The organism is Streptodolium elevatio, assembly GCF_053592165.1.
In genome coordinates, this window is the sequence record NZ_JBSFVE010000018.1 from 1 (window position 1) to 20,223 (window position 20,223).

General features: G+C 69.9%; 17 protein-coding genes and 1 pseudogene. 10 read left to right on the forward strand and 8 right to left on the reverse strand.

What is annotated here, in order from left to right; genetic code table 11:
• Positions 1 to 212: 212 nt before the first annotated feature.
• The 4 genes from ACWD12_RS28635 (at position 213) to ACWD12_RS28650 (ending at position 2,332) form a co-directional block, all read left to right on the forward strand.
• Positions 213 to 578, forward strand: a complete 366-nt coding sequence (locus ACWD12_RS28635) for an Rv2175c family DNA-binding protein (RefSeq protein WP_358350710.1) — start codon at positions 213 to 215, stop codon at positions 576 to 578.
• Positions 575 to 1,246 (forward strand): thiamine phosphate synthase, encoded by a 672-nt coding sequence (gene thiE / locus ACWD12_RS28640; protein WP_450101998.1) that lies wholly within the window; start codon positions 575 to 577, stop codon positions 1,244 to 1,246. Before ACWD12_RS28635 ends, thiE begins: the two co-directional genes overlap by 4 nt.
• Positions 1,247 to 1,382: 136 nt before the next feature.
• Positions 1,383 to 1,910, forward strand: a complete 528-nt coding sequence (locus ACWD12_RS28645; protein WP_450101999.1) for a ribonuclease domain-containing protein — start codon at positions 1,383 to 1,385, stop codon at positions 1,908 to 1,910.
• Entirely contained in the window at positions 1,907 to 2,332 is a 426-nt protein-coding gene (locus tag ACWD12_RS28650) for a barstar family protein (RefSeq protein WP_450102000.1), read from the forward strand. Before ACWD12_RS28645 ends, ACWD12_RS28650 begins: the two co-directional genes overlap by 4 nt.
• 973 nt (positions 2,333 to 3,305) lie before the next feature.
• On the opposite strand, the gene ACWD12_RS28655 is transcribed toward ACWD12_RS28650, so the two are convergent.
• Positions 3,306 to 4,415 (reverse strand): polyprenyl synthetase family protein, encoded by a 1,110-nt coding sequence (locus tag ACWD12_RS28655; protein WP_450102001.1) that lies wholly within the window; start codon positions 4,413 to 4,415, stop codon positions 3,306 to 3,308.
• Between the two features lie 140 nt (positions 4,416 to 4,555).
• Here ACWD12_RS28655 and metF point away from each other — a divergent pair, with 140 nt between their 5' ends.
• Entirely contained in the window at positions 4,556 to 5,497 is a 942-nt protein-coding gene (metF, locus tag ACWD12_RS28660) for a methylenetetrahydrofolate reductase [NAD(P)H] (RefSeq protein WP_358350699.1), read from the forward strand.
• A gap of 155 nt (positions 5,498 to 5,652) precedes the next feature.
• Positions 5,653 to 6,570 carry a hypothetical protein gene (locus ACWD12_RS28665; RefSeq protein ID WP_450102002.1) on the forward strand — a complete coding sequence of 306 codons (918 nt, stop codon included), beginning with the start codon at positions 5,653 to 5,655 and terminating at the stop codon, positions 6,568 to 6,570.
• Positions 6,571 to 6,836: 266 nt separating this feature from the next.
• On the opposite strand, the pseudogene ACWD12_RS28670 reads toward ACWD12_RS28665, so the two are convergent.
• Positions 6,837 to 7,940: pseudogene (locus ACWD12_RS28670) on the reverse strand (phytoene desaturase family protein); the annotation flags it as partial.
• Between the two features lie 59 nt (positions 7,941 to 7,999).
• Between ACWD12_RS28670 and sigJ the strand changes: the two are divergent.
• Positions 8,000 to 8,995: an RNA polymerase sigma factor SigJ gene (gene sigJ, locus ACWD12_RS28675; RefSeq protein ID WP_450102003.1), complete on the forward strand. Its 996-nt coding sequence runs from the start codon at positions 8,000 to 8,002 to the stop codon at positions 8,993 to 8,995.
• A gap of 216 nt (positions 8,996 to 9,211) precedes the next feature.
• Here sigJ and ACWD12_RS28680 read toward each other — a convergent pair whose 3' ends face one another.
• Complete coding sequence (locus ACWD12_RS28680; protein WP_450102004.1) at positions 9,212 to 9,382, reverse strand: hypothetical protein; 171 nt, start codon at positions 9,380 to 9,382, stop codon at positions 9,212 to 9,214.
• Positions 9,383 to 9,460: 78 nt separating this feature from the next.
• Here ACWD12_RS28680 and ACWD12_RS28685 point away from each other — a divergent pair, with 78 nt between their 5' ends.
• Entirely contained in the window at positions 9,461 to 10,189 is a 729-nt protein-coding gene (locus tag ACWD12_RS28685; protein ID WP_450102005.1) for a hypothetical protein, read from the forward strand.
• A gap of 51 nt (positions 10,190 to 10,240) precedes the next feature.
• On the opposite strand, the gene ACWD12_RS28690 is transcribed toward ACWD12_RS28685, so the two are convergent.
• Both ACWD12_RS28690 and ACWD12_RS28695 read right to left on the reverse strand, forming a co-directional pair.
• Positions 10,241 to 11,284, reverse strand: a complete 1,044-nt coding sequence (locus tag ACWD12_RS28690; protein ID WP_450102006.1) for a cytochrome P450 — start codon at positions 11,282 to 11,284, stop codon at positions 10,241 to 10,243.
• 229 nt (positions 11,285 to 11,513) lie between these two features.
• Positions 11,514 to 13,151 carry an ABC transporter substrate-binding protein gene (locus tag ACWD12_RS28695; protein ID WP_450102007.1) on the reverse strand — a complete coding sequence of 546 codons (1,638 nt, stop codon included), beginning with the start codon at positions 13,149 to 13,151 and terminating at the stop codon, positions 11,514 to 11,516.
• A 322-nt stretch (positions 13,152 to 13,473) separates the two neighbouring features.
• Here ACWD12_RS28695 and ACWD12_RS28700 point away from each other — a divergent pair, with 322 nt between their 5' ends.
• On the forward strand, positions 13,474 to 14,367 hold the full coding sequence (locus tag ACWD12_RS28700; protein WP_450102008.1) for an IclR family transcriptional regulator: 894 nt from the start codon (positions 13,474 to 13,476) through the stop codon (positions 14,365 to 14,367).
• 86 nt (positions 14,368 to 14,453) lie between these two features.
• On the opposite strand, the gene ACWD12_RS28705 is transcribed toward ACWD12_RS28700, so the two are convergent.
• Both ACWD12_RS28705 and ACWD12_RS28710 read right to left on the reverse strand, forming a co-directional pair.
• The gene (locus ACWD12_RS28705; protein WP_450102009.1) at positions 14,454 to 15,464 is read right to left on the reverse strand and encodes a 1-aminocyclopropane-1-carboxylate deaminase; all 1,011 of its coding nucleotides are present in this window, start codon (positions 15,462 to 15,464) and stop codon (positions 14,454 to 14,456) included.
• 96 nt (positions 15,465 to 15,560) lie between these two features.
• Positions 15,561 to 16,301 (reverse strand): GntR family transcriptional regulator, encoded by a 741-nt coding sequence (locus ACWD12_RS28710; RefSeq protein ID WP_450102010.1) that lies wholly within the window; start codon positions 16,299 to 16,301, stop codon positions 15,561 to 15,563.
• An 879-nt stretch (positions 16,302 to 17,180) separates the two neighbouring features.
• On the opposite strand from ACWD12_RS28710, the gene ACWD12_RS28715 reads away from it, so the two are divergent.
• Positions 17,181 to 18,461: a DGQHR domain-containing protein gene (locus tag ACWD12_RS28715; RefSeq protein ID WP_450102011.1), complete on the forward strand. Its 1,281-nt coding sequence runs from the start codon at positions 17,181 to 17,183 to the stop codon at positions 18,459 to 18,461.
• A gap of 303 nt (positions 18,462 to 18,764) precedes the next feature.
• On the opposite strand, the gene ACWD12_RS28720 is transcribed toward ACWD12_RS28715, so the two are convergent.
• A complete protein-coding gene (locus ACWD12_RS28720) occupies positions 18,765 to 20,159 on the reverse strand; it encodes a restriction endonuclease (RefSeq protein ID WP_450102012.1) in 1,395 nt (464 codons plus the stop codon).
• Positions 20,160 to 20,223 lie beyond the last annotated feature (64 nt).

The window sequence follows — 20,223 nt, forward strand, 5'->3', positions numbered from 1 at the left end:
GGGCCGTGGTGCGTGCGCTCGCAAGGCGCGGGCCGCAGCTCGGCCTGGGTTTGGCCGGGCAAGGTCCGCAACGCGGCGAGCGTGCGTGCCACGGCTCGCGGGCCCGGCGAGAATTTGAAGACACGACCTGGCACCGGGGCGGCGGCCCGCCGACGCGCCCGGACCGAACGGGCCGACCCGTCGAGGTCGGCCCGTTCTCCTATCCTGGTCGCGTGAGCGAGACCGAGACCACCATCGAAAAGCTTGTCGGCGAATGGCTGACCCTCCCCGAGATCGCCGACATGTTCGGCGTCGAGGTGACCCGGGTCCGCCAACTGCTCAAGGAGCGCCAGTTCCTGGCGGTCCGGCGCGGGGACAACCGCAGCCTCCAGGTGCCTGCCGCATTCATCCAGGACAACGCCACCGTCAAGGGCCTGGCCGGGACCATCACGGTGCTGACCGACGCGGGCTTCTCGGACGACGAGATGCTGGAGTGGCTCTTCACCGACGACGAGTCGCTGCCCGGCACCCCCGTCGAGGCGCTGCGCGGCAACCGCAAGACCGAGGTCCGCCGCCGGGCCCAGGCACTCGCCGTATGACCGGCATAGGGCGGGAGCCCGGCGGGTCGGACACCGCTCGCGCCAGGCTCGCGGACGCCCGCGTCTACCTCTGCACCGACGCACGCGAGGCGCAGGGCGACCTGCCGGAGTTCCTGGACGCGGTGCTGGCCGCCGGCGTCGACATCGTGCAGCTGCGGCAGAAGGGCCTCGAAGCCCGGCAGGAGTTGGAGCACCTGGCGGTCTTCGCGGACGCGGCCCGGCGGCACGGGCGGCTGCTCGCGGTCAACGACCGCGCGGACGTCGCCCACGCGGCGGGGTCGGAGGTGCTGCATCTGGGCCAGGACGACCTGCCCGTGCCGTACGCCCGCCGCATCATCGGCGACGACGTCGTCATCGGGCGCTCGACGCACGCCGAGGCGGAGGTCGACGCCGCGATCGCCGAGCCGGGGGTCGACTACTTCTGCACCGGCCCGGTGTGGCCTACTCCGACCAAGCCGGGCCGCCACGCGCCCGGCCTGGACCTCGTCCGGTACACGGCGGCGCGCCGCACCGAGCGGCCGTGGTTCGCGATCGGCGGCATCGACCTGGGGAACCTCGACGAGGTGGTCGAGGCGGGGGCGACCCGTGTCGTGGTCGTGCGGGCCATCACCGAGGCGGACGATCCGGCGGCGGCGACCGCGGAGTTCGTACGGCGCCTGAAGGCGTAGCGGGGGCGCGCGCCCGCGGGTGTCGGCCTGGGCCGCCGTGCGGGGCCGTCGCCTGACGGGTCGTCGCCCGGGCGGTCGCGCGGGCCGTCGGCCGTGATTGCCGGGTCATCGGGGGCGGACATGCCACCATCCCGATATGTCCGAAATGCCGAGCAAGAACCGGCTGGTCGTCGGCGGCGTGCTCGTCGCCCTCGTCGTCGCGGTCCTCGTAGCGTTCCTTCTCACCCGCGGTGACGGCGACGAGGGCGGATCCCCGGACCGGGCGGCGACCCGCACCGCGACCGCGGGGGCCTCCTCGGCGTCGTCGGGGACCACCGGCACGGTCGGCACCACGGCCACCGCGACCACGCGGGCGGCCGCAACAGCCACCCCGAGTGTGCCGCCCGGCATGTCCGTGGTCCGGGTCGGGCAACTCCCGGCCGAGGCGCGCGAGACGCTGCGGCTGATCGACGCGGGCGGGCCGTTTCCGTATGGCAAGGACGGCACGGTGTTCGGCAACCGCGAAGGGCGCCTGCCGAAGCAGAAGAACGGGTACTACCGGGAGTACACCGTGGACACACCCGGCTCCGACGACAGGGGCGCACGTCGCATCATCGCGGGAGCGTCCGGGGAGCGGTATTACACGTCCGACCACTACGCGACGTTCAGGGTGATCGTTCCGTGAGGACTTGGCACGAGGTGCGCAACGCGACGCCGTGGACGTCGGGGCTGTTGCCCGGCGACCTGGTCGACGTACCGCACGCGGCGGCGGCGCCGCGGCTGCTGGAGTCGGCGCGGGCGCACGGGTGGTGGGGCGTACGCCTGGACCTGGGCGAGTCGGCGGACAAGCCGTCCTTCTTCGCGGCGTGCGCGCGCGACCTGCGGCTGCCCCCGTACTTCGGACGCAACTGGGACGCGCTCTGGGACTGTCTCAGCGACGACACGCTGCTGCCCGCCGAGGGACGCCGCCTGGTCGTCGTCGACCGCTGGCGGCTGTTTGCGGAACGCGCCCCGGGGGACTGGACCACGGCCCGCAAGCTGCTGCGTGACGCGGCGGACCGCTGGCGCGACACGGGCAGTCCGCTGGTGGTGCTGATCCGCATCTGACGTCGGGCCGTTTTCTGGTCCGTTCTGTTCAAGATGGGCCGGGGCGCGGCCGAAAATGTCCGCCATCCGAGTGGTCACCGGTGTGATTGGTTCGCGGCGCGCCGCCACGCGGGCAGGTCGCGGCGACCAACTGACCAGACTGCGGGCCATGAACAGCTCCGTCGAGCGCCGCCCGGCCGGCGCCGTCTACGACAGTGTGTTGCTTGCCTCCACGGCGCCGAGAGCGGTCCGTACGGACGCGATGGTGCCCGGTCCGCGCCCGGTGCAGCAGGCCGCCGAAGAGCACTCGGGCACCGGACCCGCCTCCGACGACGACGCGGAGGGCGGATCGGACGACACCCCCGGTGCCGCAGCACCGCCCCCGGCGGTACCGCCGCCCCGCGGCCGGCCGGCGGTCGCCGACCGCGTACGCATCGGCACGGTCGAACTGGTCCGCCCCCCGGTTCCGCAGCCGGGGGCGGCATCCGGAACGAAACCGCGCGGCACCGGCACCGGCGGGACGCCCGCACCGCCACCCGCCGCACCCGCATCCGCAGGCGGCAGTTCCGGGGACGACCCTTCCGGCCTGGTCGGGCCGCTGGTCGTCCTCGGCCTGTTCCTGACCGCGCTGCTGCTCATCGGGCGCTATCCGCCGGACGTCCTCAAACCGGTCCCCGCGGGCGCGCCCCAGGCTCCCGGTCCCGGCGAGGCCGTGGTGCCGGGGGCGCGGCGCACCGAACTCGCCGCGGGCGGCGTACGGAAGGACGCGGCACCGGCCCCGAGCGGGGCGCCGGCCCAGGCCCTGGTCCCGACCCCGGCTCCGACCCCGCGCGGGGCACTGTCCGAGGCCCCTCCAGAGGCGTCGTCCGCGGCCGGGTCAGCCAGCCAAGACCGCGACGACGCAGGCGACTTGGCGGGCGGCTCGGCCCGTTCGGACCGCTCCGACGGCTTCGGCCCGTCCGGTTCCTCCGACCGCTCCGGCCGCTCAGACCGCTCAGACCGTGCGCACCGTCGCGGCGCCGACGAGGCCGCGCAGCACCGCGCGGGCGTCCTCGGCGACGGGGGCCGCGTCGAGCGCGGCGAGGGCCCGGCCGGTGAGCGCGTCGATCATCGCCTCGACCTCGGCCAGGGCACCGGTGCCCTGGATGACGTCCCGCAGGTCCTTGACCCCGGCGTCGTCGAGCGCCGGGTCCCCGACCAGCTCGTCGAGCAGCCGGGCCTGCGCACCGGAGCTGCGCTCGGCGGCGAGCGCGAGCAGCACGGTCCGCTTGCCCTCGCGCAGGTCGTCCCCGGCGGGTTTGCCGGTCTCGGCCGGGTCGCCGAAGACCCCGAGCACGTCGTCGCGCAGCTGGAACGCCTCGCCGAGGGGGAGCCCGTACGCCGAGTAGGCGGCGAGTAGGTCGTCGCCGGCCCCGGCCAGGGCCGCCCCGACGTGCAGCGGCCTCTCGATCGTGTACTTGGCGGACTTGAAGCGGATCACGCGGCGCGAGCGCTCGACCGAGCCGCCGCCCATCGCCTGTTCCAGCACGTCGAGGTACTGCCCGGCCATCACCTCGGTGCGCATGACGTCGAACAGCGGCTTAGCGGCGGCGAGCGCCGGCGGCGCCACGCCGCTGCCGGAGAACATCTCGTCCGACCACGTCAGGCACAGGTCGCCGAGCAGCAGCGCGGCCGCCGAACCGAAGCCCTCCCCGCTGCCGCGCCAGTCCGACGCCGCGTGCAGGCCCTCGAAGCGCTTGTGCACCGCGGGCTTGCCGCGCCGCGTGTCGCTGCGGTCCATGAGGTCGTCGTGGATCAGGGCGCTGGCCTGCAGCAGTTCGAGCGACGTGGCCGCGCGTACCGCCGCGGCACCGGCCGCGCCCTCGTCGACCCCGCCGGCACCACGCCAGCCCCAGTAGCAGAAGCCGGGCCGCAGGCGCTTGCCGCCGTCGAGCAGGAAGTCGCGCAGCGCGGCCGTGACCGGCGCCATGCCTTCCCCGACCTCGGCGAGCACCGCCGCCTGCCGGTCCATGAACGCCGCCAGCGCGGCGTTGACCCGTTCGCGCAGGCCGTCCCGGTCGAGCGGGTGCACTGTGCGGGAGGTGTGGGGCTGGGAGGAGGTCACGGGTCGTCTTCCGTCGAGAGCCGGGCCCGAGCAGCGTAACCGGGCGTCGCGCGTACCACCGACCCCGGGCCGCGCGGATGGGCGTCTCGGGGGGCGGACAACCACTCCTCACCAACCGGCCGTCCCGTTAACCTGCCCTTATGTCTGTAGGAGTCGCTTCGCCCCGCAACTCGGGAGGGCCGCTGGGCCCGGCTCGCGCCACCGCCATCCGCGACCTCCTGGAGAGCGGCAAGCGGACCTTCTCCTTCGAGTTCTTCCCGCCCAAGACGGACGCGGGTGAGCGGCACCTGTGGGACGCGCTGCGCCGCGTCGAGGCGCTGGGCCCCTCCTTCGTGTCGGTGACGTACGGCGCGGGCGGCTCCAGCCGCGACCGCACGGTCAACATCACCGAGCGCATCGCCACCGAGACGACGCTGACCCCGGTCGGGCACTTCACCGCGGTCGGGCACTCGGTCAGCGAGCTGCGCAACATCATCGGGCAGTACGCCGACGCGGGCGTGCGCAACGTCCTGGCGCTGCGCGGCGACCCGCCCGGCGACCCGCAGGGCGAGTGGGTCGCGCACCCGGAGGGCTTCACGTACGCCGAGGAACTGGTCCGCCTGCTGCGCGAGTCGGGCGACTTCTGCGTGGGCGTGGCGGCGTTCCCCGAGATGCACCCGCGGTCGACGAACTGGGACGACGACATCCGGCACTTCGTCCGCAAGTGCCGGGCCGGCGCCGACTACGCGATCACCCAGATGTTCTTCCACGTCGACGACTACCTGCGGCTGCGCGACCGGGTCGCGGCGGCGGGCTGCGACGTGCCGATCATCCCGGAGATCATGCCGGTCACGAACGTCGGCCAGATCGAGCGGTTCGCCCAGCTCAGCAACGCCGACTTCCCCGCCGCCCTCGCGGACCGGGTGCGCGCGGTCGCCGACGACCCGGCGGCGGTCCAGGCGGTCGGCATCGAGTACGGCACCGAGATGGGCGAACGCCTGCTCGCCGAGGGCGCCCCGGGGCTGCACTTCATCACCCTCAACCGGTCGTCGGCCACGCTGCGCATCTACGAGAACCTCGGCCTCCGCGACCGCGACGCCTGAGCCCGTCCCGCCGCCCTTCCGCGCGGTTCGACCGGCACCCCTCCCGACGGCACTCGGGCCTGCCGCGCGCCCACGGCCTTTGCGGACGCTGGGGAAACCGGCCCTTGCCCCGTTAGGGTGAGGGACCTTCACCCGTTCGACAGAAGGGCGTGCCGGTGAGCCTTGGCATGGTCGTGCTGTACGCGCTTTTCGTCCCGGTCGGCCTGTGGCTCCTCACCGAGGCGATGTGGCAGCACGGCGCGCCGTTCCGCTACCGCGTGCTCGCCCTCGTCGGCTTCGGCGGTGTCGTCGCGGGCGTCGCGATGGGCAACGCGATCGTCTCCGGTGCCGGCGGAGTGTGCTTCGTCGTCGGCCAGTTGCTGGTCACGCGGCAGGTTCGCCGGGGCTACTACCACGGATGGACGGTGCGTTTCGGCCGCAAGCGGGCGCGCCGCGCCCGACACGGCCGCCCGACGCAGACGGACGTCGCCGCGGGTGCGGGCACGCAGCACTTCGACGCGTTCGACTCCCAGGACCCGGCGGACTTCGTCGGGTACGGCGGGTACGAGCAGAGCGACCTCCCGGCCGCGGCCTACGACACCGGCGAATCGGACCGCTACCTGTACGGCGAGGATGGCGACCGGGCCGCACCGCCTCCGCCTCCGCCCGCCTACGCGCCGAACGCGCACGGGCAGTACGGACCTCAGGACGGCTACCCCTCGGACCCGCAGACGCAGCAGATGTACGTGCAGGACGACACGTACGCCGACAGCGGCGCCTACGCGGTCCAGGCCGCACACGGCCCGGACGGATACCGGTCGGACGGCTACGGTCCTGACGGGTACGCGCCCGACGGCTACCGCCCCGACGGCTACCGCCCCGACGGCTACGGGCCGCAGGCGGGCGAGGACCCCGGCGCATACGGCGCGGAATTGCGGCACCACCCGGACACCTACGGCGAGTTCCCCGCTCAGCCCTTCCCGACGAGTTCGGACACCGCCGCCGCACCCATCCCCGCGCCGATGAGCCCGCCGCCCGGATGGGCCGAGGCCCCCACCGCGAACAGGCCGGGGACCGACGAGCGGTTCGGCTGACCGCCGGAGACCGGGCACGCGGGCACGCCGCCGCCCGGTCTGCCGGTGGCGCGCTCCAGATCGGCGGGCGTGCGCATCTCGTACCAGTGCAGGCGATCCGCGACCGGAAGGCCGCGCTGTGCCATGAGGTCGAGCAGCCGGCGCGCGAAGTCGTCGCGTACGCCGGGCTGTTCCCAGTCCACGAGACCCTTGCCGCGGCCGTGGGCGGGGACGCGTACCTGGACCGTCCACGCCTCGTCGCCGTCCGGTGCGCCGCCTTCCGGGGCCAGCACGCACAGGGTCGGATCCGTCGGGGGACGGGCGTCGGAGGCGTACAGCGCCTCCGCCTCGTCGGCGGGCGAGTCCGGGAAGAGGTAGGTGCGAAAGGGTTGTTCGGGCGTGGTGCCGCGCAGCGCGAGGTGCAGCTCGACGAGACCGGTGGCCGCGCCGGTACCCGGCGCTGCGGCCGTTCGCGCCTGCGCCCGGGCTGCGAGCGGGCCCTGCGACGGCCCGGCCCAGATGACGGCGTCGGCGTCGATGCGGCCGCCGTCCGCGAGCAGGACGCCGTCGACGCGCCCGCCGGCGAGCGACACGTCCGCGACGTCCGTGCCGGTGCGGAACTTCACCCCGCGGTCCAGGCACCGGGCGTGCAGGGCCTCGGCGATCTTGTGCAGGCCGCCGCGTACCGTCCACAGGCCGAAGGTCTGCTCAAGGTACGGGAGGACCGCGAGCGTCGCGGGGGCACGCCGCGGGTCGAGGCCCGTGTCCAGGGCGAACCGTTCGGCGTGCGCGCGCAGTCGGGGGTCGCGCACGTTGGACCGGACCAGCGGCCGCAGGCGCCGCCACGGTGTGGTGGTCCGGAAGTCACGGAACCCGCCCGACGCGCGCCGCGGCCGGTCCGGCTCGGAGGCCACCTCGAAGAAGCCGGTGCGCATGACACCCCACATGGCCGCGCCGCGGTCGAGGAGCCGGTTCCAGTCGGCCCCCGCACCGGCGCCGAACGCGTCGTCGAAGGCCGCGGCGGCACCGGCACGCGTCGCATTGGGGATGTCGACGACCGTCGCGCCGCGCTCGAACGAGCACCGCGTCGCCGGATCGACGCCGACCAGGTCGACGCACTCTTCGAGGGCCGCGCCGGTCTTCAGGAAGAGATCGCGGTAGACGGCGGGAAGGGTGAGCACCGCCGCGCCGGACGTGAAGGCGAAGCCGTCGCGGTCGACCGACTCGAGCATGCCCCCGACGCCGTCGGACCGCTCGCAGAGCGTCACCTCGTGGCGCCTGACCGCGAGCCTGGCCGCGACAGCGAGTCCACCCATACCTGCACCGACGACAACGATTCGAGCCACGTCGAAGGAGGGTACGCCACCGCCGCGACCCCGAATGTCACACATCCGCGAGCTGTCCCGTCCTTCCTGCGTGCCAGTGTGTGGACGACAGGCGGAGGTGCGTGATGACCGGCGGGATCCCGGGTGAAGAGGTCGGCGGCACCGGTGTGGGCAAGGCCGGTGGGCACGGGTCCGGCAGGTGGACGGGGAGCGGCTTGGGCGGCTCGGGCGACTCGGGTGGCTTCGACGAGGACGAGCTCGCGCGTGCGTTCGAGGCGGAGCGGCCGTACCTGCTCAAGGTCGCGTACGTCACGACCGGCTCGGCGTCCGAGGCCGAGGACTGCGTCCAGGAGGCGTGGCTGCGCCTGCGCCGGCTCGACGACCCGGCCGAGGTCCGCGACCTGCGGGCCTGGCTCACCACCGCGGTCGGCCGTCTCGCCCTCGACGCGCTGCGCAGCGCCCGGGCGCGCCGCGAGCGGTACGTCGGGACCTGGCTGCCCGAACCCCTCGTGGAACCCGCCGCCGCGACCGACCCCGCCGAGCGCGTCACCCTGGACGAGTCGGTGAGCATGGCGCTGCTGGTGGTCCTGGAGTCCCTGTCGCCGGCGCAACGCACCGCGTTCCTGCTGCACGACGTCTTCGGCATGTCGTTCGGCGAGGTGGCCGAGGTCGTCGGGCGCACGCCGTCGGCGGTGCGGCAACTCGCGTCGCGCGCCCGCCGCGAGGTCGAGGACGCGCGGCCGCGGTTCCCGCCGACCGCGGACGAGCAGCGCCGCCTGGTCGCCGCGTTCGCCGACGCCTGTCAGGGCGGCGACTTGGCGGCGCTCGTCGCGATGCTCGACCCCGACGCGGTCTGCCGCGGCGACGGCGGCGGCAAGGTGTCGGCGCAGCGCGTGGTCGTGCGCGGCGGCGAACGCATCGCGCGGCTGCTGCTGGCGTACTCCGCGCCCGCACCGATGGACATCCGGATGGTGACGGTCAACGGGACGGCCGGCCTGGTGTTGCGGGAACCGGACGGCACACTGTCGGTCATCGCGCTCACCGTGGACCGGCAGCGCATCACCGCGGTGGATGTCATGCGCAACCCGGACAAACTCACCACGCTTCGTGGGTGGATCTGAGTATCTGAACGCTGTCTTCCGGATGCCTGCTCAACTACGGTTCGAGCCGGGGGACGAGCGTGGGGAGAAACGATGCCGGGGGTTGTGCGCGACGACGGGAGTGCGGCGGCGGGGGAGGGGGTACGGCGCGACGAACCACCGCCAAGGGGACCGGAGTTGCCCGGGGCTTCGCCGGAAGCGCGGTCGGCGGCGCGGGAGTCGCCGGAGGGCGGGGTGTCAAACGGGGAGTTGCCGGAAGGCGGGATGCCGGACCGGGGTGAGCGGCACGGTGATGCGCGGGAGGGCGATCGGCGGGACCGCGATGACCGGGAGCGCGATGACCGGGACCGTGAACGCGGCGGCGGCGACGGCGGCCGGGACGGCCACCGCGACGACGTGGACCGGCACGACGACCGCGACGGCGACCGTGACGACGATCGGCGTGCAGAGGAGCGTGACGCGCGGGATCGGGGGCCGCAGGTGCCCGTGGCGCGGACCGGTGCCGCGGCCACCGCGGGCCGCTGGGCCGCCCGCGGCATCGCCGTCGTCCTCCTGGTCCCGTTTCGCCTGCTCTGGGAACTCCTCAAGCTGACAGGCCGGTTGCTCCTCATCGGCATGGTGTTCACCGGCCGCAAGCTGCTGGTGCCCGGAGCGAGGTTCGTGCACCGCTGGATCCTCGTTCCGGGATGGGCGTTCTTCCGGGACTTCCTGTGGGGCTGGCTGCTGCGGACCGTGCTGTGGGGGATCATCCTCACGCCCGTCCTCGCGTTCCTGCTCGACCAGATCCTCAAGCCGCTCCAACGTGCGGTCGAGCGCTACCTGTGGCGGCGCGTCCTCAAACCGCTCGGGCAACTGACCTGGAAGCACGTGGTTCGCCCGACCGCCCGGGTCCTCATATGGGTCTGCTGGACGCTCGTCGTCAACCTGGTGATCCGGCCGCTCGCCGCGCTCTGGAAGTGGGTCCTCAAGCCCCTGTGGCGGGCCTTCCGCCGGGTGCTGACGTTCGGTTGGCGCGTGGCGACCGTGATCGTCGGCGCGGTGGTGGTCGTCCCGTCCCGCTTCGTCTACCGCTTCGCCCTCAAGCCGGTGCTGGTCGGAGTGGCCGTGGTCTGGACGGCCGTGGTCGTGCCGCCGTTCCGGTGGACCTACCGGCGTGTGCTGCTGCCGATGAACCGCTTCGTGGCCGACGCCATGGGTGCCGTGTTCGGGCGTTGATCCCGGGCCGCCGGCCGGCGAGTGCCGACCACCCCAAGCGTTGCCGAAGCCTCACCAGGTGACCGGAAGTTCGACCACGGCCGTGGTCAACTGGTCCTGGGTGAACCGGATGTCGACGGTCGGCACCGCGAGGCGCAGGTCGGGGAAGCGGGCCGCCAACTGCCCCAAAACCTCCGCGAGTTCGATGCGGGCCAGCGGCGCCCCGACGCAGTAACGGGCGCCGTAGCCGAAGCCGAGGTGCTGCGTGGTCGTCCGGTCGGGGTCGAAGCGCTCGGGATCCGCGAAGACGGCCGGGTCGTGGTTGGCCGTGAAGGTGTCGAGTAGTACCAACTCGCCCGCGCGTACCGTCACTCCGGCGATGTCCAGATCGGTCCTGGCCCAGCGCGGCATTCCGCCGGTGCCTGCGGACGGTGCGCGCATGATCTCCTCGACGACCGGCTCCACCCGGGCCGGGTCCGCCACGAGGGCCTGCCATTCGCCGGGCGTGGTGAGCATGAAGAGTGCGCCGTACCCGATCTGCACCACGGTTGTCTCGTGGCCCGCGAACAGCAGGATCATCGACAGCGAGGCGATCTCCGCGTCGCTGAGGCCGTCCGCCGCGCACAGGTCCGAGATGACGTCGTCGCCCGGATCGCGGCGCTTGAGTTCCACCAACTCACGTCCATATAAGTAGAGTTGCGTGAGGCCGTCGGCGGACCGGGTAGCGTCGACGTCGCCGGCGGCGACGGACCAGGCGCGGAAGCGGTCGCGGTCCGCGTACGGCACGCCCAAGAGCTCGCAGATGACCAGGATCGGCAGGGGGAGTGCGAGCGCCTGAGCGAGGTCCGCCGGGCTGCCGCTCTTCTCCATATCGTCCAGGAGTTCGGCGGTGAGCTGCGCGATGCGTGGCCGCAATGCCCGCATCCGGCGTGGTGAGAACAGCGGTTGGAGGATGCGCCGCATGCGTGCGTGGTCGGCGAGTTCCGTCCCGTGGTTGCCGACCGGGGTGCCGAGGAGGGCGGACTCCCCGGTCCGGGGCGCCAGTTCGGGACGGGGATGGGAGCGCCCGAGGCGGTTGTCGTCGAGCAGCGCGCGAACCTCCTCGTACCCCGTCACGAGCCAGGCGTCGTCGCCGGGGAGGACGCCGCCTGCCGCATCGGCCTCGTCGTCGACGGCGTCATCAACGCCGCGGGCGGACCCTCCCCGCGGCTGACCGGCTGACCGGCTGACCGGCTGACCGGCTGACCGGCCGGTCGACCGCACGCGAACGCCGAGCGCCCGTCGCCCCACACGCGGGGGAGACGGGCGCTCGGCGTACGACGTGCCAGTCGGTCTGCCGGTCGAATCAGCCGGTCAGGCCGATCTGGTCCATGGCCAGTTGCCCTTCGTTGACCAGGGTCACGCCGGTGAGTTGGGGACGGTAGACCGTCGACGTCGTCGCTTCCTGCCACACCCACACGGGCAGATCCTTGGCGATCTCCCGGACCAGGTCGGTGTACGCCTGCTTGCGGGCCTCCGGCGTGGCGGCCGCCCGGGCGGCGTCGAGGGCGGCGTCGGCCGCCGGGCTGGAGTACCCGCCGTAGTTCGACGTGCTGGTCGAGCGGAACAGCGTGTCGAACGCGGGGTCCGGATCCGCCTGCCACATCCCGTAGTTCTGCGCCTGGAACTCGCGGTTGACGAGCCCCTTGGTGATGTACGCGCCGACTTCCAACGCCTCGATCTCCATGTGCGCGTTGTTGTACTGGTTGATGCGGCTCTGCATGTACTCGGCGGTCTTCCGCGCGGTGGCGTGCTGCTGTGTCAGGAAGGTGAAGTTCACCGGCTTGCCCTCGGCGGCGAGCTGGTCGAACAGCCGCTGTGCCTCGGCCTTGTCGTACCCCGGCTGTTGCGGCACCGTCGGGTCGATCAGCGTCGAGTTCTCCCGGAACACCCCGCGTCCGGGCTGGACCTGGCCGTTGAACAGCGACTTGGTCAGGTCCTCGGCATCGATGGCGAGCGCGATCGCGCGGCGTGCGCGCGGATCGTCGAACGGCGCGCGCTTCAGGTTGAACAGGAAGAACTGCCCGCCGTCGACCTGCATCGTGTCGGCCTTGAGCTTCTTGTCCGCGGCCTGTTCGCCCGCCTGTCCGTCCGACATGACGGTCAGGTCGGCCTGCCCGGTGGAAATCGCGGACAGGATCTGCTGGTTGTCGGACACGGTCTTGAACGTCACCTGGTCGAGGTGCGGGAGGCCGGCCTTCCAATAGCCGGGGTTGCGCACCATCGTCTGGTGGTCGCCGCGCACCCAGTCCTTGAGCTTGAACGGACCGGCCCCCACCGGGTTCGCGGCGAACCCGGCCGGATCGGCGCGGAAGGCGGTGGGGGAGGCGATGAAGGAAAGGCCGTACGCCACGGTCCGGTTGAAGCTCAGGTTGGGCGTCGCCAGCGTGACGCGCAGTTCGAGCGGCCCGGTGACCTCGGTGGTGACGCCCGTGACGAGGCCCCGGCGCAGGGACTTCATCGCGGGGTCGGCGTGTGCGTCCCAGTTGGCCTTGACGGCGGCCGCGTCGTACGGAGTGCCGTCGGTGAACGTCACCCCGGGCCGCACCCGCAGCGTCCAGACCTTGCCTGCGGCGTCCGGCACCAGGCTCTCCGCGATGCGCGGGGTGACCTCGCCGGTCTTGGGGTCGAGGGTGATCAGGAAGTCGTACAGGGCCGCCATGCGACTGCCGTCCGCGGTCGCGGTGTACGAGGCGACGAAGGGGTCCAGGCCGCGCGACTCGACGGGCAGCGGGATGGTGATGGACCCGCCCTGGCGTACCGGTGCGGTGGACGAGCCGCCGCCGGACGAGTCGGAGCCGCCGCCGCATGCGGTTGCGGTGAGAGCGAGTGCGACCGCCGCCGCGACGACGGACGGCAGCCGGAGCGTACGCCGGGGCCGCAGGCGCCGCGGGCGGCGTCTCGGATCGTCGGGACGGGCGGCGAGGGCGGGCCAAAAGGCCATCGGTACTCCCTGATCGGTGTGGTGGTGTCCCGGCGCTGGCAGCCCATAATGCTTGCCTTTGACAAGAAATCAAGGGTGGCCGAAACGGTTGACGGCCCGAGGGAGTGCTGATTTGTTTGGAACAGGCGTTCCATATGCGGAACAGAATCCACGGCGGAACGCGTCAATCCGTTCCGGGCACGGCGGCGTGCGCGGTACCGCGTTCCACAGCTGGAACCACCGGCGAACGGCGGGCCCGGCGTTCGACCTGACGGCACCTCAAAAATCTTTCGGCGCAGTGGCGTCGGCAGCCACGACGAGGCGACACGAGAGGGGGTGCACGGTGCCCGAACGGCATTCACCACCCACCGAGCGCGTCACCCAAGTGCTCAACCTGCTCGCCGAACACCCGCGTGAGCCGCTCACCTTGGCGCGCATCGCCCAGCGCCTCGCGCTGAGCAAGCCGACGTGCCTAGGCATCCTGACGACACTCACCAAGGCCGGGTACGCGCACCGGACACCGGACAAGGCGTACCGGCTCGGCCCGGCCCTGGGGCGCATCGGCCGCGCCTCCGAGGACGGCACCACTCCGCTCGACGCGCTGCTGCCGCACCTGCACGCGCTACACCGGCGGTTGGGGCTCAGCTGCCTGCTGACGTCGATGAGAGAGGACGAGATCGTGGTGGTCGGCCGCGCCGGCGCGATCCGGGCGGCCGCGGCCCGGGACCTCGTCGGCGAGCGGTTCCCGGCCGTACCGCCGCTCGGGCTGACGCAGTTGCTGTGGAGCGGCGACCAGGTCCTGCACGACTGGCTGGCCCGCACCCCGCTCGTACCGGTGACGGCGCGACACGGCGTGTTGAACGCCGTGGTGCAGGACGCGCGTACGCGCGGCTACCTCGTCGAACACCTCGCCGGAACTCCCGCCGCACGCAACGAAGTCCTGGCCAACCTGATCACTTCCGGCATGGCGGAGACGGTGATCGCGACCCTGCGCGGCTATCTGCCCGAGGCGGATTGGAGCGAGTACGCGGACCCGCAGACGACCGGCCCGCGGGACGTCGCGAGCATCCACGCCCCGGTGCACGACCGGCACGGGGCCCAGCGCTACGGCATCGCCGTCGTGGTCGGCCGACGACGAGTTCCGGCCCGTACGTGCGACGCATGGGCCCGCGCCACGGCCGATGCCGCCCGCGCCGCGACGGCCGCGATCGGCGGATGGACCCCTTGGGCGGGCTGACTGGCCGCCGACTGGTCGGTCGGACTCCCGATTGTCCTCCTGACTGCCCGGCTGCCGGTGGGCCGCCCGGTTGGGCCCCTGTCGTCTCAGGCGCCGAACAGGCTGCTGTAGGCGTTGATCGCGGGTTGGCCGCCGAGGTGGGCGTACAGGACGTTGGAGTCCTCGGGTATGTGCCCGTCACGTACCAGGTCGATGAGCGCGGCCATGGACTTGCCTTCGTAGACCGGGTCGATGATGACGCCTTCCAGGCTGCCGGTGAGGCGGATGGCGTCCAGCGTGGACTGCACCGGTACGCCGTACAGTTCGCCGGCCCACCCCTCCAGCACGGTGATCTCGTCCTCGCGCAAATCCCGTCCCAGCCCGATCAGTTCGGCGGTCGCCCGGGCGATCTTGGCCACCTGGGTCCGGGTCTCGTCGATCTTGGCCGAGGCGTCGATGCCCAGCACGCGGCGGGGCCGGTCCTGGCCGGCGAAGCCCGCGATCATGCCGGCCTGGGTGCTGCCGGTGACACTGCACACCACGACGGTGTCGAAGAAGACACCCAACTCGCGTTCCTGCTCCTGGACCTCATACGCCCAGCGGGCGAAACCCAGGCCGCCGAGCGGGTGGTCGGAGGCCCCGGCGGGGATGGCGTACGGTGTGCCGCCGGCCGCGCGTACGTCGTCCAGGGCCTGGTGCCAGCTCTCCTTGAACCCGATGCCGAACCCGGCCTGGACCAGGCGTACATCGGCCCCCATGACGCGGGAGAGCAGGATGTTGCCGACCTTGTCGTTGACCGGGTCGGGCCAGTCGACCCAACTCTCCTGAACCAGAACGGCCTTCATCCCCGCGTGCGCGGCCGCCGCGGCGACCTGCCGGGTGTGGTTGGACTGGATGCCCCCGATGCTGACCAGCGTGTCCGCGCCCTGGGCCAGCGCGTCGGCGAGCAGGTACTCCAGCTTGCGTGTCTTGTTGCCGCCGAACGCCAGCCCGCTGTTGCAGTCCTCGCGCTTGGCCCAGACGCGAGCCCCGCCGAGGTGCGCGCTGAGCCGGTCGAGTAGGTGCACGGGACTTGGGCCGAAGAGCAGGGGATGGCGCGGGAACGCGTCGAGGCGCATGGGGACTCCATGAGGTGTCGGGCGGCCCGGGGTCTGTGGGCGGGGCCGCGGGTCGCTGCAGGTGGCTGAGGGGTGGGCTACGAGTGGTACGGCGGATCAAGCCGGTCCGGGCGTAGGCCCGCCCGTCCCCGTCCCCGTCCCCGTCTCCGGCTCGGCCTCCGCCTCCGGTCCGGCGTCCGGAAGTCCCGTGTCCAGCAGGGGAACCAGGGTCTGCCAGTTGGCGCGAGTAGCGGCCGCGGCCCCCTCGACGTCCCCCACCTCGCACAACGCGATGATGCGGTCATGCTGGCCGACCGAACTCCGGCCGCCCAGCGACGAAAAGCGCAGCCGTTCGAGACGCCGCAGGACGGGCGTGAACTGCTCCAGCACCGTGCGTACGGCGTGGTTGGCGCAGGCTGCCACCGCGACCCCGTGGAAGTCGTCGTCGGCGGCGATCGCCGCGTCGACGTCGTTGCGGCGCAGGGCTTCGGCGAAGCGCACGTTGGCCTGGCGCATGGCGCCGAGTTCGGCGGCGGAGAGGTTGGGGAGTGCTTCGCGTACGGCCAGTTCGTGCATTGCGGCCGTCACCGACTGCGCGGACCGCGCGGCGCGTACGTCGAGAGGGCTGACTCGCGTGTGGCTGCCGGGCTTGCTCTGCACCAGGCCGGCCTGCTCCAGGCGTGCGAGTGCCTCGCGTACCGGAGTGCGACTGACGCCCAGCCACGCGGCCAGGTCGATGTCGTTGAGCCGCTCGCCGGGCGCGAGCGTGCCGTCGACGATCGCGTCGCGGATCGCGCGGTACGCGTTGTCGCGGAGCAGGGACTTGGTCACGAGCCCACGGGCTTGGGGAACCGGCATGCAATATATTGCATTCCACATGCCGATCCCTGTCAACCAACACCCGTCGCCGGACACGGCGACTCCTCCCGATTCCGCAGCCCGGATCACACCGCGAACCCCCGACACCGGTCTCGACAACGATGGGCGAGTCGCACAGGACCAAGTACTCGACGACATCCACCCGCACCGCAGCAGCGCAACCGTGCTGGACGGACTGCTCGGATGCGCCAAGTCGCACGTATCGACGTGCAGCGCGCAGACATCCTCGACAGCCCCGCGAAGGATCTCCTCCACCAGCGACGCGTCCGCCCCCCACCCCCGCCGCGCCCGTCCGCACCCCGAAGTGTCGAGACAACCCCACTCGATTGCCACAAGCCGACGTGAATCGCCGGGACGTCAGACCAGATCCCCCTGCGGCTGCCCCGCGCATGCCCCGCACGCGCCGTCAGCCCCCGGGCCAAACCGCAACAACCTGCATCACTCCGGCTTCCCGCCCAGAACCGCAGTTGTGTCGCGAAGATCGGTTGAACCCCGGAAACCGCAGGTGGAAGGCTAATTCCCAGGCCCCCATCACCAAAAAAGGCTCAGGGCCCGAGACCGCCCCCCGCCCCCGGTGGATGTGAACGAAAGTGGCGTCTGACCAGCACGTTCGGGATCGGGCTGTGCACACTGATGTTCGCTGCCCAACACACGCCCAACGCGAGAATCAGCGACCAACTGCCGCGCCCGGGCGTGTGCACAGCGGTGGCACGGGCGCCGACGCCCAAGATTCTCAGAGTTACGGTCGCCCAACCGTGCGTGACATACTGGCGTTGTTTGCGCAAACACGCTGGCTTGGCTTGCAAACTGTATACGCAAACATCTATGCTCGTCCTGCAAACAACTCTTGGAGGCAGCATGGCGACTGTGCACACGGCGATTCGGGCCAAGATGGGATCGACGCCGTACTACGTCACGACGATGAAGGTGAGCGACCTCGTGCAGGTCGCGCGGCCCGCAAGCGAGCATGAGGAGTGGGCGACCACAGGGTTGACCGAGCGCCTGCAACGCGAGCTCAACGACACGCGGGTGCGTACGGAGATCGCCCCCTACTTGGCGAACTCCCCGGACCGGTTCTTCGGAGCGCTCATTTTGCTCCTCGATGCGGACGAAGAGCCCGAGTTCGAGTCTTTCAGCGAGGTAGCCAAAAACCTGCCGAAGGCGTACCGGTCCACCATGTCTAAGGAGTCCTTCGGCTTCCTGACCATCGAGAGCGGCGATCGTATCGTTCTTGACGGTCAGCACCGCTTCGCCGCGCTCCGGGAGGTGGTCATTGGCCGCACGGTCGAGGGCGCGGAAGCCAGGTACGTCTCGGACGATGAGGTGACCGTCATCATCGTGCCGCGCATCTCGACTCAGCACACCCGCAAGCTCTTCAACAAGGTTAATCGCTACGCAAAGAACACCAGCCGCGGAGACAACATTCTGACCAGCGAGGACGACGGATTTGCCGTCCTCACCCGTCGCCTTGCGGACGATGATGGCCCCCTAGCAGGGAAGAACCATAAAGGCGAGTCGCTGGTCAACTACAAGACCAATACCATCGCTGACCGAAGTGTTCAACTGACCACCCTAAGTGCCGTCTACGAAACCGTTCGAATCATCGCTGAGCACTACAACATGGCGGATCAACTCAACGAGAAGAAGACGCACGTTCGGCCTGAAGAGGAGACCCTCGACGAGGGCTATGAGCACGTGCAGGGATGGTGGACGACCGTTCTCGATGGCATGCCGATGCTTAAGCACGGTCGGGACAACACGAAAGTGTTGCCTGAGCTCCGGGCTAAGGATGCTGACTATGGTCTCCTCTTCAAGCCCGCTACTCACATTGTGCTTTTCCAAGCGCTGTCTCAGATCTTGAAGGTTGATCCCGCCCGCGCGCTTTCGGAGGTCGTCGAACGTGCCTACCGCATTGATTGGAAGATCACGAGCCCGCTCTGGCGAGACGTGCTGATCAACTCCGCCCACAACATCCTGACGAAAAAGGAGAACTATAATCTTGCCGCTGACCTGCTGACTTATCTGGTCCTTGGTGACAAGATGCCCTCTAACGACGTCCAACAGCTTCGCGTGCGCATCGCAACTACTCGTGGAGCAGACGTTGCGACGTTTAGGCTCCCCCCCTATCTCGAGGACTGACCACGAAACTTAAAATCCCAAGCGCTCCTGGCCGGGCATGCAGCTCACGGCCAGGAGCGCGAGATTTTCTTTTTTGGTACCGTAGCGCCTCGCCTGGCGAAAGGTAGTGTAACCGGCAGGACTCTCGCGAAAATGTAATTGCCAAGAGTTACCCGTTATTTCGCGATCGGACCTGGGGATTCGAAATAACGAGGCATTTGGTCAATGCTTCGAAGGCGGCTTGAGAGGTCCGAGTGCAGGAGGGCGACTCATATCTCGGACCTGTGAAATTGTGCTTGCTGAGTGTCCGCTAACTAATAGCCGTTAGTTGGATGGCTTGACAATTTCTGGATAGCGGGCGAGAATGTCTGGGTTTTTCCTCAAGAGAGCTTCAACTTCTTTCCGGTCCCACCAGTCAGTCCAGTACCCGTTCTTGTCACGGATGTGTTGTAGCCGTGTAGTCAGTGATGAGCTGACCCTGCTGGACACCACGAGTAGGAACCCGCGGGCCCCCGCATCTTCGATGGCATCTCGAATCTCCCGTACGTCGCTTGATCCCACAGTCTTCGCGTGTGCCTTGCATTGAACGACTGCCGTAATGTGATTGACGTTGGCTTCCGATTGGCTCCACGAGTGATTGGGGAGGTCCGCGACCGCGGCACCGATGATGAGGTCGCGACCCCCATCACGTTCCCTCGCAGGCCCGGCTCCTCGTACCCAGGAGATCCATGACGTGCAAGATAGTAGATCTCGGACCATGTCTTCAAAAGCTTGGCCATCGATCCTTTCGCTCCATGTGAATCCCGACGGGGAGAATAGAAAATCAGCCTCTGCTTGTCGCCGAACGGCGAGTGCTTCACGCGCTTCATTGAAGGCGTAGCGACCGCATGAGGCTTCCAGGAGGATTGCATGCTCCTGAGTGACGCCCAGAACTGCATTCTCGAACGGAATGGTCACGATCGACTCTGGCTCGATTTGGCTTTCACCCGCGGCGGCGGCGATTTGGCCGATAAGGCCGATTTTGTCTCCGGGGATGAAATTCTGAATTTCTCCCGAGATGATAAAGTCGCCATCGATTCCCGGAAGTCGACGGAAAGGCTGGGCATTCTCCTGTGCAGTTACATTGCGCATGAAGCTGGCGAGGCCTTTATTTCTGGTGACCGAGATGTCGCCAGCGTGTGTTCTGTAGTACTTTATATCTGGAGTCTCACGCGTGGAGTGCCCGTCCCGCTCCAGGTCAAAAACTTCAGGAAGCCCTGAGTTCAAAGAGCCTGCCAGGTGGTCGGCATTTGGCCAGAAGTCTAAATCGTCTTCCTCTCCGTGATTCGCGGGGCAGTAGTCGGGTAGGAATAGATGCATCAACGCGCCAAATTCGTGAATTTCCGAAAGTAGAGAACCCATGGATTCTGGGGTCATCTCATGGCTGGCGTTGATCGGCTGGACTGGAATTAGAAATCGATGGTGCAGTTCAGGTAGATCCCAGCCCATTCCATTGTCCGCGTCGAAGAACCGATACGAAGCTATTCCCCGCTTTTGGAGATAGGCGGCCAGGGCGAAAGAGGAAGTGTCAACGATGTCGCTACGCTCGCCCGACCAATGCCATGAAGATGCTTGTTGGGAGATATAGGGAAGGTACTGCCCCTCGCCAAGAGGCTCAGCATGAATGACTAGTCCCATGCAGGGGATCCAGAACGTGATCCTTCCGTCACGTTCGTCCATCTTGAACCCAAGCGTCTGGGCTAGCTCTACAAGATCTGGGCCAATCATGGCGGCTCCGAAATAA